The organism is Enterobacter sp. kpr-6 (assembly GCF_900116015.1).
GTDB lineage: Bacteria > Pseudomonadota > Gammaproteobacteria > Enterobacterales > Enterobacteriaceae > Enterobacter_D.
Genome location: NZ_FOYH01000001.1, coordinates 562,698 through 575,649, shown reverse-complemented (window position 1 = coordinate 575,649; position 12,952 = coordinate 562,698). Strand labels below are relative to the sequence as shown.

Genomic DNA, 12,952 nt, shown 5'->3' with positions numbered 1-12,952 from the left:
ATAATGAAAAATTTATTTATGGGCCTCGCCGTGCTTATTTCTGCCTGTACTGCGAATGCGGCACATTTTCCGGTCACGATAGAAAGTTGTGGCGTCCCGCTTACCTTTAATAAGCCGCCAGAAAGAGCCATTATTAATGATCTTAATATGTCGGAAATGGCCTTTGCCCTGAATTTGCAGGATCATATCGTTGGCCTGACTGGTATAAGCGGCTGGTACAAAATGACGCCGCAATTTAAAGAGGCGATGGGGACAATCCCTGAACTGGCACCAAAATACCCTGCTCTGGAAACCTTACTCGCAGCCAGTCCGGATTTCTTTTTCGCTGGCTGGAATTATGGCATGAAAGTCGGCGGCGACGTGACGCCCGCGTCGTTGAGCAAATTTGGTATTAAGACCTTTGTGCTCAGCGAAAGCTGCGTCTTTACCGACAAGGTTAAACGTAAAGCGAGCATGGATTTACTCTATAACGACGAGCTGACGCTGGGAAAAATCTTTGGCAAACCACAGGAAGCGCAGGCTCTTGTCGATAGCTGGAAAGAAGCGATAAGTCAGTTGCCTGAACCACCAAAGGGAACGCGCCCCTTAAAGGTGTTTGTCTATGATTCTGGCGAAGATAAGCCTTTCACCAGCGGCAAATATGCCATGCCAACGGCCATCATCGAAGCGGCTGGCGGTAAAAACGCCATGGAAGCCCTGGAAATGAGCTGGGGGACAACCTCGTGGGAAAGCGTGGCTGCCACTGAACCCGATTTTATTATTCTGCTGGATTACCAGACCGGCAGCGGAGCAGAGGCGCTGCGTCATTTCCTTGAAAATCACCCGCTGATGAAACTCACGCCCGCCGTGAAAAATCAGCGCTACCTTAAACTTCAGTATGCAGAGCTTACCCCCGGCCCCGCCAATATTAAGGCAGTGGAAAAACTCTCCAGTGCACTGTATCCGATGGTCACGCAATGACCTCTTTTTCGTATCGTTACGCCCTGGCGATGGGAAGTGCCTTCCTGGTTCTTATTGTGCTGATGCTCATTAGCGTGGCTAAAGGCTCGGTGTCATTACCGCTGATGCAGTTGCTGGGTGCCCTGCAACTGGCCGACGAGCCTGTGTCAGAGATGGTCAAAAGAATTGTGGTTGATATCCGTGTGCCGAGAACCCTGCTTGCTGTTCTGACCGGGGCCGGACTGGCGATGGTCGGCGCACTGTTACAAACGACCACACGTAACGATCTGGCCGATCCGTTTTTGTTTGGCCTCTCTTCTGGCGCGTCCACCGGGGCGGTGCTGGTGATCACCCGCTTTGGTGACACGCTTGGCGCACTGACGCTGCCCGTCGCGGCCTTTGCGGGCGGTATCTGCTCGGCGGTGGCGGTCATGCTGCTGTTTCATTTTAAGAAGCAGCGCGGCGCAGAGCATCTGGTGATCTGCGGGCTGGCTATCTCTTTTCTGTTCGGTGCGTTAACCAGCTACCTTATTTTTTCCGGCGATCAGCGCGCGGCCAGTTCCGTGATGTTCTGGTCGCTTGGCGGACTGGGATTAGCGAGCTGGGATAATCTCCCTTTTGCTCTTTTGAGCGTGCTGCTGTTGAGTGTTTTTGTCGCCCTGCGCGCTCGTGCGCTGGACGGACTGCTGGCGGGAGAACAAACGGCTCTGTCGCTGGGCATTCATGTGAACCGTCTGCGGGGAGAAATTTTTCTGTGTTGCGCGGTGTCGACTTCGCTTCTGGTGGCCCTGACCGGGGTGATTGGTTTTGTCGGCTTGATGGTGCCGCATTTTTGCCGGCATTTTTCCGGTGTTAAACATCTGCTTCTGCTGCCGGGGTGCGCTATTACCGGTGCGATTTTGCTCTGCGGCGGCGATATTGTCAGCCGGACGCTGCTCGCCCCGCAAGAACTGCCCATTGGCATCATCACGGCCGGTATCGGGGGGATTTTTGTGATAAGTCTGCTAACCCGCCGATAAGAATGACCGCTAAGTAAACAAATACGTTCAATAAAATCTGGCCTTGCAAATAATTTTCATTATCATTGTGCGTCTTAAATTGACCAGCAGGTCATTATCACAGCCCGTTACGGATAGTGCTTTATGAAAAAAGTCATCAGTGCATTAGGTTTAGTTTTCGCTTCGGTCAGCTCCGCATTTGCCACCACCTATCCTGTCACCATCGAGAACTGTGGATATCAGGAAACGTTTAACAAGGCACCTGAACGGGTTGTGGCACTGGGGCAAAATACCGTTGAGATCCTGCTGCTGCTGGGTCTTGAGGATAAGGTCGTTGCCAGCGCGTTCTGGCCCACCAAAGTGCTGCCCTCACTGGCGGCGAAGAACGAGAAAATTAAAACCCTGACGGTTGAGATCCCAACGCTTGAGTCTATTCTCGCGCAAAATCCTGACTTCGTTCCCGCACAACTGCCTTTACTGCTTGGCCCGGAAAGTAAGGTCGCCAAACGGGAAGATCTCGCCACCGTCGGCGTTAACAGCTACATGTCACCCGGCATGTGCGCCACAAAAAAAGCGGTGGGCGATATGTACGGCAGCCGCCAGAAGCTGTGGGATATGACCTACCTCTATAAAGAAATCACTGATTTTGCGACTATTTTTAATGTTCAGGATCGTGGTGAAGCGCTGATCAATGACTTCAAAAAACGCGAAAACGATTTGCGCACAGAGTTCAGCAAGAACAAAAAAGATCTGTCGTTTGTGTTCTGGTTCTCCAGCTCTTCGCCTTCTGCGGATGCCTATGTTGGCGGCAAAAACAGCGCGTCGGGTTTTATTGCTAACGTGCTGGGCGGCCATAACGCCATTACCTCCGAAACCGAATGGCCTACCGTTGGCTGGGAAAGCATCATCGCCGCCAACCCGGACGTGATTGTGGTTTCAAGCCTCGACCGCAATCGTTGGGCGCTGGATAACGCGGAAGAAAAAATCAAATTACTGAAAAGCGACCCGGCGATCAGTCAGCTCGACGCCGTTAAAAAAGGCCATATTGTGGTGATGGACGGTCAGGCCATGAACCCCACCATCCGCACGATTTACGGCGCAGAACAGGTTGCTGAACAGCTCAGAAAAATGGGGCTGAACTAATGATGCAGGCAGTTAAACAGGCCCCACAGGGCCTGCTACTGACTCTGTCGGCGCTTTTTGCCCTCATCCTGTTGCTGCTGGTCATCGCCACTGGCGTTAGCGTAGGCGAACTCTCCATTCCGTTACGCAGCGTGGTAGATGCGCTCACCAATAAAGCCGGGCTCACTGAGGTGCCGCTCAGCCGCATTTATGAAAGCGTTATCTGGGACTTTCGCCTGAGCCGGGCGCTGGTTGCTGCCTGCTGTGGCGCGGGACTGGCAATCTGCGGAGCCGTACTGCAAAGTTTGCTGAAGAACGCCCTGGCAGAACCTTACGTGCTGGGCGTCTCGGCGGGAGCCTCTACGGGTGCCGTCTCGGTCGTGGTGCTGGGGATTGGCACCGGCGCAGTCTCCCTTTCCGCAGGGGCGTTTGCCGGTGCCTTCGCCGCCTTCGCCTTTGTAGCCTTTTTGACCAACGGCGCACGGGGTGGCAATGAGCGCACCATACTGGCGGGCGTTGCCGCATCGCAACTCTTCAACGCGATCACCGCGTATACCATCAGCACGTCAGCCAGTGCGCAGCAGGCCCGCGATGTCATGTTCTGGTTACTGGGTAGCTTTAGCGGCGTACGCTGGCCTGAGTTTCAGCTGGCGCTGGTCGTCATCCTGATCGGCCTGGCTGTTTGTCTCTATTACTCACGTGCGCTGGATGCCTTTACCTTTGGCGATGACGCAGCGGCCTCGTTAGGCATTAATGTGCCGTGGGTTCGCCTGATCCTGTTTACCGCCACCGCGCTGATGACGGCCACGATTGTCAGCATGGCGGGCTCCATTGGTTTTGTGGGCCTGGTAGTGCCGCATATGATGCGCTTCTTCTTCGGCCCGCTTCACCGTACCCTGCTTATTGCCAGCGCGCTCGCCGGGGCCATTCTGATGGTGCTGGCAGATATTGCGTCGAGAATGCTTATCGCCCCGCAAAGCCTGCCGGTTGGTGTGGTGACAGCGCTGGTTGGCGTGCCCTTCTTTGCCGTCATTATCTATCGTTCAAGGAATAAGTGATGAGTATCACCGCTGAAAATATTACCTGGAAGGTAGGTAAAAAGATCATCGTCAATAACGTCTCCCTCACCGTTTCGCCGGGGCAAACGGTCGGGCTGCTCGGCCCCAACGGTTCCGGTAAATCGTCGCTGTTGCGTATTCTCGCCGGGTTACGTCGCCCGCACGCCGGGACGGTAACCCTTGATGGCAATAACATTGCGCGGATGCCGAAGAAGCAGCTTGCCCGCCGCATTGCCTTTGTGGAACAGCATGGCGCAACGGAGGCCAACATGCGGGTTCGTGATGTGGTCAAACTGGGGCGTATTCCGCACCATACCGCCTTTTCCGGCTGGAGCACCCACGATGATGAAACCGTCAACGCGGCGCTTGCGCGGGTCGATATGCTGGAAAAAAGCGCTCAGGGCTGGCTGAGTTTATCCGGTGGCGAGCGCCAGCGCGTGCACATTGCCAGAGCGCTGGCCCAGACGCCGACCGAGATCCTGCTGGATGAGCCGACCAACCATCTGGATATTCATCACCAGATGCAGTTGATGCAGCTCATCAGTGAACTGCCGGTCACCAGCATTGTTGCCATTCATGATCTTAATCATGCCGCCATGTTTTGCGATGCGCTGATGGTGATGCAGCAAGGTCAGGTGATTGCGATGGGTACGCCGGAGGAGATTTTAACGGAGGCGCTGCTCTGGGATGTGTTCCGGGTGAAAACCAGAATTGAGATTTCGGCGTATCACGGTAAAAAACATATCCACTACCTTCTGCAATAAGCCATCAGCATGCCTTTTTTCCGTCCCGCGACGCACCTTTGGCCGCCCGTGTTACTGGGCAGCCAGTTTGTTTTCAACATCGGTTTTTACGCTGTTGTTCCCTTTCTCGCGATCTTCCTTCGCGATGATCTGCTGCTTTCAGGTGGCGCTATCGGCCTGATCCTGGGGCTTCGCACTTTTTCGCAGCAGGGAATGTTTATTGTCGGCGGCGCGCTCTCCGACCGATATGGCGCGCGTAGCGTCATTCTGTGCGGCTGCGTGATCCGGGTGGCGGGCTATCTGTTACTGGCCCTGGGCGACAGTTTAAGCCCGATCGTCCTCGGAGCCTGTCTGACCGGCATCGGGGGCGCGCTGTTTTCGCCGTCCATTGAAGCGCTGCTGGCCAAAGCCGGTACCGACAGCGAGGCGCGGGGAAAGCGCAGCCGCGCCGAATGGTTTGCGCTGTTTGCGGTATGCGGGGAGCTTGGGGCAGTGCTCGGCCCGGTGGCGGGCGCATTGCTGGCAGGATTTGGATTTCGACAGATCGCGCTGGCAGGGGCGGCGGTATTCTTAATCGCGCTCGGCGTGCTGCATCTGTGCCTGCCGCGCCATACATCGCACAAGCAGGCGCTGAAGATTATCCCGTGGTGGACAACCTTCCGTCAGCCACGCTTTGTGGCTTTTATTATTGCTTACAGTTCATGGCTGCTGAGCTACAACCAGCTTTATCTGGCATTACCGGTGGAAATCGCCCGGTCCGGCGGCAGTGAGAAAGATCTCGGCCCGCTGTTTATGCTGGCGTCAGTGCTCATCATTCTGTTCCAGCTTCCTCTGGCCCGGTTCGCACGGCGGATCGGTGCTGCGCGGATCCTGCCGACAGGATTCCTGTTTCTTTCCGCCGCTTTTCTCTGCGTCGCGCTGTTTGCCGGGTCAGAACCGCCGGATTCCTGGCAGCGTTTACTGCCTGCGGCATGTTTTGTGGCGCTGTTGACGACGGGACAGATGTTACTGGTGCCTGCCGCGAAAGATCTCATCCCACAGTTTGCCGATCACAATACGCTTGGTGCGCACTATGGCGCGCTGTCTACCGCCGGTGGCTGCGCAGTACTGGCAGGAAATTTCATGCTGGGCAGCCAGCTCGACCAGGCGTTAATCCCCTCACCTGCCGCAGTCATCCCGTGGTTACAATTAGCTTTCTTTCCGTTTTGTAGCGCTGTTGCGTTGTATTTTATCTGCCGGCCCATGCGCTAATCCGCAGCAGGCATGTAGAAACGTAAGTGAGAGGATGAAAACAGAGAGCAAATGAAGAAAGGCACAAAACAAAAAACCCCAGATAATCGCTTATCTGGGGTTTTGTATTTGGCGGAAGCGCAGAGATTCGAACTCTGGAACCCTTTCGGGTCGCCGGTTTTCAAGACCGGTGCCTTCAACCGCTCGGCCACACTTCCAATGAGGCGCACTATAAACATCCCGTGACGGCGTGTAAACCCCTCATGTGTTTGTTTGCCTGAAAAACAGGCAAAATGTGATTAATCGACTGAAATAACTGCATACTGACCATTTATTCAGCATTAATCTCAGTGTTTCAGGATATAGAGATCTTTCGTAAAGTAGTAACCGAGGCTGTCCGGCGCGAATCCTCCGACCCAGGGTTTCACCAGATGTGTTCTCACATAGTGATAAACCGGCAGCGCGGGCACGTCCTGGGCCAGTAAATCTTCAGCCTGCTGATAGTATTTGCCGCGTTCTTCCACGCTTCCGGCTTTCGCGGCCTGATGCAACGCTTCATCATAGGCCGGATTGCTGTACTTCGTGGTGTTCTCGCTATCACCCGTGCGGAAATTATTCAAAAACGTCGCCGCATCGTCGTAATCCGCGATCCACGCATAGCGCACGGCGTCAAAATTGCCGGTATGCATGGTATCGAGCATGGTTTTCCACTCCTGGTTTTGCAGCTTCGCCTCCACGCCGAGATTTTTCTTCCACATGGAACTGGCGGCAATGGCAATCCGCTGATGGGTTTCCATGGTGTTATAGAGCAAATTAAAACTGAGCGGATGGGTTTCACTGAAGCCCGCATCCTTGAGCAGTTTGCGCGCCTCTTCAAGACGTTTCTCGCGCGGCCAACTGGCGTAATCAGGGTTGTGAATCGTGACGCCGCCAATTTCAGGCTGACTGGTCACCCATGCCGGGCGCTGGCCCTGCCCCATCACTTTCTGGGCGATGATATCTTTATCCAGCCCCATATTGAGCGCACGTCGCACCCGGGGATCGTTAAACGGCGGCTTTGTGGTATTGAACTGGTAGTAATAGGTGGCAAGCTGCGGCGAAATATCGACTTCCTTGCCGAGGGTCTTCTGTAACTGCGCAAACTGATTGACCGGCACGGTGTAGGTGATATCAATTTCACCGGCTTTATAGCGGTTCACGTCGGCGGTTTCAGCGCTAATCGGTAAATACGTGACGGTATTGATGACACTGTTTTTATTGTCCCAGTAACGCGCGTTGCGCACGGCGACAATTTTTTCGTTCACTATCCATTGGGAAATCTTATAGGCCCCGCTGCCAACAAAGTGTTCCGGCTTCGTCCACTTATCGCCAAAACGCCCGATCAGGACTTTATCGACCGCCACCAGCGAAGGATGGGCCAGCATGGGTAAAAATGCGGCCGTTGGCTGGGTGAGCGTGACTTCAAGCGTCGTATCGTTCAGCGCTTTTACGCCCAGATTTGTCGCTGGCTGTTTGCCTGCGGCGATATCCGCCGCATTAACGATATGCATATTTCCCGGATAGCTGGCGTAGGGCGACGCGGTTTTAGGATCCACTAAGCGCTGCCAGCTCCATACGATGTCCTGTGCCGTAATTGCCGTACCGTCAGACCAGGTGATGCCGGGGCGCAAATGAAAGGTCCAGACGGTGTTGTCTTTATTTTCCCACTTCTCCGCCAGTCGCGGCTCAATGGTGCCATCTGCCTTCACGGCCACCAGCCCGTCGAATAAATCGCTGATAATATTGAATTCAACGTCGCTTTCTACTTTATGCGGATCCAGCGATGCAGGCTCGCTGCCATTGTTGCGCACCAGTTCCTGCGTGGCTGCCAGTTCCGTGCCGGGTGGCACCTGGGCGGCGATAGTCGTTGTGCTCAAACCTACCATCCCCGTGGCCAATAATATAAGCCTCAATCCTGATTGTTTTTGCAGTTTCATTTCCTTCGCCTTATTGCTAAACATGATGACGATGCACTTATCACTATTAGCGGTCGGGCCCTGACAATGCAATGTTTTTCAACCAATTATAAGAGACTGGTCTGGTTTTTCTCCGATTCACATTGGTGGCAATAATCTCCTTTTTTGTTGCGTGGAATATAAACAGAGCCAATAGTTTTATAATTATATCTTTCTAAAAACAATATATTGCCTTTGCCCTAATTATGAATAAACCATAAATAAATATAATATATATATTTACATATAGTAATAGACATTCCGTATGAATATTATATCCATTGAACAGGTGTAACCAAGTTGATAAAATGCCTCCCGCTATTTTAGGTGCGTAATGGCAGTGCAGTCTGACGCTAAGCAACACGATGGTATTTTATTAATATCATTATCTCTTTCTATTAAAGCTAAAGCGTTTTTATGAAAATGTTATGAATAATGTATTAATCATTGCGCCATGAACAGGTAATTCTTTTTTCTGAGGGAACAGTGGAATGAATAAAACATACAGTATTGTATGGAGTGAAGCGCGACAGAAGTATATTGTTGCATCTGAACTGGCGTCAAAAGCCATTTGCGTAAAAAAAGGTGCTGCCGCAATTATTGTCGCGCTATCGCTTATGACTGGCGAGGTCTGGGCGGCGGCAGACAGTTGTAGCAATGAAGAAGACGGGTCAACGGTTGTCAATGTGAATAATAATATGGGGGATGGTAACGTTGTCTGTCGATATACGTCCCCGGCGTTAGACGGCAAATATACCATGTCACTGAATGGTTTTGAGCAAGCGAACGACTCTCAAGATTTTGGGTATGCCATGATACTCGACGGTTTTAAAGGTGATGCAGCGATTAACGTTATCGGGGGTACTTTCCTTAACATTAACTTATCAGATCCTGCCTCCAACACTGCCATGATTGCATGGTCTGCAACCGAAGGAAATGCGACAATTACGGTTCAGGAAGGTGCCAATATTTCGATTACGAATACGGTAGAGTCCGCGAGCAAAGAACGCGATGGTATTGAAGCAACAGCCCAAAAGGGAAATGCGACGATTAATTTTAGTGGTTATGGGAAGATTGAAACGACTAACGGGAATGGGCTTTATGCCCAGGTAACGGAAGGCGGCACCGCCCAAATTCGTTTTGACTCAATAGGTCAAGATAATAATAACCCGCCGATTACTACGATTACTACGATTACTACTAAGGGTGATTCCGGCACCTCACCGGATACTCAATTTTCAGCCGCTGTCGATGGCATACATGCCCATAATAAAGGGTCAGCCACCACTGATAACGCGCAAATTGATATCGCTAAAGGTGTGCTTAATATTAATGCTACCGGTAATGCGAACGGTATATTTGCCGGCACCATGGGTGGCAATGCCATTGTCAAAGTAGCACCGGAAGCAACCCTGACCATTGACATCGAAGGAAGCGGCACATCTCCGGAACAATCTATTGCGGGCATTAACGCGATTGCACATGAAAATGGCAATGCTTCAATTGAATTCAACAGTAAAGACAGCAGTATTAAAATGAGCGGGGAGAAAGATCTCGCCGGACTCTACGCTTCAGCGACAAACGCCAGCAAAAATTCTACTGGAGACGCGACGGTCAACTTTCTGGCAGGAAATATTCAATTAAAAAACACCTCTTCTGTTCTGCAAGAAAACAATTATCGGGATGGTATACGTGCCGAAGCAAACCAGGGGAACGCGACTATCACCTCTGCCGGTACTATTTCAACCGACGGTAAGCAACATTCCCGGGGTATTATCGCCCGTAGCGGAAGCGGCAACGCTATCGTTAACGCATCCGGCAAAGTGACAACGGGTACCGCCGCAGACGGTCTGGATAACTTTGGAATTTATGCTGACGTGGGCATCTATGATGCACTTACGTTGAGCAACGCCGATACCACCGGAAAAACAGCATCCATCATGTTCGGTAAACACGATGCTGATCTGATTGAAACCAACGGGCAAACATCCCACGGGATTTATACAAAAGCGAACCTGGGTGCCGATACAAAAATCGATGTCAAACAGGGGACGGTCACCACGCATGGCGAGTCAGCTTATGCGCTGTACGGTGAGAATCTGGGGTCGGGCGATGTAACTATTGATAACGCAGGGACGTTGATCACTACGGGTATGGGCGCGAACGCTATTCAGGCAAGCGCAGCGAGCGGTGATATTACGGTAAACAACCTCAGTGGCACTGTTGATGTGGCCGGCAGTAAAGCCAGTGGCATTTCCGTGACAAACGGAACAGGTACCGCAACGGTGACGAACGATGCCGCCCTTGAGATTGGACGCGAAACAAGCGACCTGAATCACGGAATTACTGTCATGCGTTCCGGAGCAGGGGAAGCCTTCATTACCAACCGGGGCGATATCAAAACACGCGGGAAAACGCAGTCATCGGCTATTTTTACCCAGACAGAAACCGGTAAAACGACTATCAATGCCAGCGGCGATATTCAGACGTTGGGTAAAGAGACAGGAAATAATGGCATAGAGGCGCAATCTCAGGGCGGCGATGTCGAGATAACGCTTAGCAACAGCAACGTGTCGGTCGCGGGCAGCGCTAACGGCATAGTGGTGAATAATGCCTCATCGAAGCAGGCCAAAAACGTGGATGTCACCATTGATGCTAAATCCACGGTTTCAGGCGGTACCGATGACACATCAGCGCCCACGGCGGGCGTTTTCCTCAGAGCGGATAACATTACCTTAACTAACGCGGGTACCATTGACGCAATTAATGACCGCGCAATTTATCTTGATGCCTCCTCCCCGTCCCAAATCAATAATACGGGTTCCATTACCGGATTTGTGCAGACCAAGACAGATACCTCACTGACCTTTACTAACGCTAAGAACCTGAACCTGCGCAATTTTACCGACAGTGACAATGATGGCACGCGTGATGCTAAAGCAGTTTCTGTTTCTACTTTTGGCGGCGCAGACAGCAAATTTGTTAATACTGGCACGGTTGCGCTGGTGGCAGTCGCCAACGATACGAAACAAGATCTGACGGACCAGTACACGCTGGACAGCAGCGTGCACAGTATTGCTAACGATGGCGTTGTCCAGGCGCAAATGCTGGAACTTGGCTCGTTCGACAACGCAGGTATGATCGACCTGACTGCAGGCGGCAAAGCGGGTGATATTTTAGTTATTAGCGGCAGTAATGTGGCCGGTACGTCTGGTGATGGAGTGTACATTTCTAATGGCGGCACACTGACACTGGATACCGTACTGAATGAAGGAGGCGCAAATTCCCAAAGCGATATGTTGGTTGTTGATACAGTCGCACTCGGTTCTAAAGCTACGTTGATCAAGGTGAATAATGCGGGTGGTAGTGGTGCTGTAACAGTAGACAACGGCATTGAACTGGTGCACGTATTGGGAGGGAAAGGCAAATCCGCAGAAGACGCGTTTGTCCTTGATGGCCGCGTGGGTATCGGTGCCTACGAGTATGACCTACATCAGGGCAGCGTAACTGATGAACAGGACGGAAACTGGTATTTACGTGGCGTAAAAGCACCTGTGAACCCGGATGATAATAAACCGATTCCCAATCCTGATGACAATAATCCTCCTCCCGCTCCCGACGACGGCTCATCCGGTGTTCCTGACACGAGCGGCAATTCATCCGGTATCCCTGATCCGAACGATAACTCATCCGGTATTCCTGATTCGAACGGTGGCGGCAACGCCGACAAGTCTGACTGGTCATATTCTCCGGAAACAGGGGCCTATTTAAGCAACCGCTATGCTGCAACCAACATGTTTCTCCATACTCTGCATGACAGGCTTGGCGAGGTGCAATATACAGACGCTAACCGCACTGCGGGCGACGCCCATACCGGCTCAGCATGGGGACGCATTGTGAGTCGCCATGCGAAAAGTAATGAAGCAAACGGCACCATGGACAGAGAGGTAGATACCACTATTGTTCAGTTGGGTGGAGATATCGCCAGTTGGTCAGATACTGACAACCAGGGACGCTACCATTTGGGGATTATGGGGGGCTGGGGTAAAAGCGACACTGACATTGCCAGCAATGACGTGAAATACACCAATAACGGCACCCGTCGAAAAGCAGAAGGATCAGTTGAAGGCTACAGCGTGGGCATTTACGGAACCTGGTTTCAGAATGAAGCAGAAAAAAATGCTTACCCGAGTGGCCCCTATGTTGATACCTGGCTGATGTATGGCTGGTATGACAACAGCGTTCAGGGTAATGGCATGGCAAATGAAAGCTATGACAGCCACAACCTGACGGCGTCAGTCGAAGCGGGATGGGCCTTTATCGTCAATGAGAATAACAACCGCCAATGGCTGCTTGAACCCCAGGCACAGTTTGCCTGGAACTGGTACAGCCAGGATGATGTGCACGAAAGCGACGGCACGCGCGTAACTCAGGGCGATGCCGACGGGTTTATTTCCCGTCTTGGCTTGCGGGCTTATACCCGTGACACCCAAACAGTAAACGGCATACAACCGTTTGTCGAAGTGAACTGGTGGCATGACGATCTGGATACCCAAATGTCCTTTGACAGCGACTCAGTCCATAGCGATCTTCCTGGCGATCGCGTTGAAGTGAAAGTAGGTCTTCAGGGCGAATTTGCTAAAGGCTGGCAAGCCTGGGGCCATGCAGGTGTGCAGTATGGCGAAAACGATCTTGAAAGTTACGAAGGCATGGTGGGTATCAAATACCAGTTCTGAGTTTTTTATATCCTAAATAATATAAGTTGCAGGAAGGCGGCATGCTCATGGCATGCCTGCCCTGCAGGACGGGTCTTTCTGCTACCTTCCCTATTGCACTAACAACGTTTACTGCAGCGTACTTTCACACCT

General features: G+C 52.1%; 8 protein-coding genes and 1 tRNA gene. 7 read left to right on the top strand and 2 right to left on the bottom strand.

The window, feature by feature from the left end; all coding sequences use genetic code 11:
* Positions 1-3 precede the first annotated feature (3 nt).
* From BM373_RS02610 to BM373_RS02585, 6 genes are all read left to right on the top strand, one after another.
* Complete coding sequence (locus BM373_RS02610; protein ID WP_090459113.1) at positions 4-960, top strand: ABC transporter substrate-binding protein; 957 nt, start codon at positions 4-6, stop codon at positions 958-960.
* Positions 957-1,958: a FecCD family ABC transporter permease gene (locus BM373_RS02605; RefSeq protein ID WP_090459110.1), complete on the top strand. Its 1,002-nt coding sequence runs from the start codon at positions 957-959 to the stop codon at positions 1,956-1,958. Before BM373_RS02610 ends, BM373_RS02605 begins: the two co-directional genes overlap by 4 nt.
* 123 nt (positions 1,959-2,081) lie before the next feature.
* Positions 2,082-3,080, top strand: coding sequence for a siderophore ABC transporter substrate-binding protein EitA (locus BM373_RS02600; protein WP_090459108.1), 999 nt, complete (start codon positions 2,082-2,084; stop codon positions 3,078-3,080).
* Entirely contained in the window at positions 3,080-4,117 is a 1,038-nt protein-coding gene (locus tag BM373_RS02595) for a FecCD family ABC transporter permease (protein ID WP_090459106.1), read from the top strand. Before BM373_RS02600 ends, BM373_RS02595 begins: the two co-directional genes overlap by 1 nt.
* Positions 4,117-4,881 (top strand): siderophore ABC transporter ATP-binding protein EitC, encoded by a 765-nt coding sequence (locus tag BM373_RS02590; protein WP_090459104.1) that lies wholly within the window; start codon positions 4,117-4,119, stop codon positions 4,879-4,881. The genes BM373_RS02595 and BM373_RS02590 overlap by 1 nt, the downstream gene beginning before the upstream one ends.
* 9 nt (positions 4,882-4,890) lie before the next feature.
* Entirely contained in the window at positions 4,891-6,111 is a 1,221-nt protein-coding gene (locus BM373_RS02585; RefSeq protein WP_090459101.1) for an MDR family MFS transporter, read from the top strand.
* Positions 6,112-6,220: 109 nt separating this feature from the next.
* Here the strand turns inward: BM373_RS02585 and BM373_RS02580 are convergent.
* Together BM373_RS02580 and BM373_RS02575 are read right to left on the bottom strand one after the other, a co-directional pair.
* A tRNA-Ser gene (locus BM373_RS02580) sits at positions 6,221-6,308 on the bottom strand.
* A gap of 129 nt (positions 6,309-6,437) precedes the next feature.
* A complete protein-coding gene (locus BM373_RS02575; protein ID WP_090459099.1) occupies positions 6,438-8,066 on the bottom strand; it encodes an ABC transporter substrate-binding protein in 1,629 nt (542 codons plus the stop codon).
* Positions 8,067-8,575: 509 nt separating this feature from the next.
* Between BM373_RS02575 and BM373_RS02570 the strand changes: the two genes are divergently transcribed.
* Positions 8,576-12,820: an autotransporter outer membrane beta-barrel domain-containing protein gene (locus tag BM373_RS02570; RefSeq protein WP_090459096.1), complete on the top strand. Its 4,245-nt coding sequence runs from the start codon at positions 8,576-8,578 to the stop codon at positions 12,818-12,820.
* Positions 12,821-12,952: the final 132 nt, after the last annotated feature.

Coding starts and splice junctions, on each gene's coding strand:
- BM373_RS02610 (WP_090459113.1), top strand. CDS start 4: ATGAAAAATTTATTTATGGGCCTCGCCGTGCTTATTTCTGCCTGTACT.
- BM373_RS02605 (WP_090459110.1), top strand. CDS start 957: ATGACCTCTTTTTCGTATCGTTACGCCCTGGCGATGGGAAGTGCCTTC.
- BM373_RS02600 (WP_090459108.1), top strand. CDS start 2,082: ATGAAAAAAGTCATCAGTGCATTAGGTTTAGTTTTCGCTTCGGTCAGC.
- BM373_RS02595 (WP_090459106.1), top strand. CDS start 3,080: ATGATGCAGGCAGTTAAACAGGCCCCACAGGGCCTGCTACTGACTCTG.
- BM373_RS02590 (WP_090459104.1), top strand. CDS start 4,117: ATGAGTATCACCGCTGAAAATATTACCTGGAAGGTAGGTAAAAAGATC.
- BM373_RS02585 (WP_090459101.1), top strand. CDS start 4,891: ATGCCTTTTTTCCGTCCCGCGACGCACCTTTGGCCGCCCGTGTTACTG.
- BM373_RS02575 (WP_090459099.1), bottom strand. CDS start 8,066: ATGAAACTGCAAAAACAATCAGGATTGAGGCTTATATTATTGGCCACG.
- BM373_RS02570 (WP_090459096.1), top strand. CDS start 8,576: ATGAATAAAACATACAGTATTGTATGGAGTGAAGCGCGACAGAAGTAT.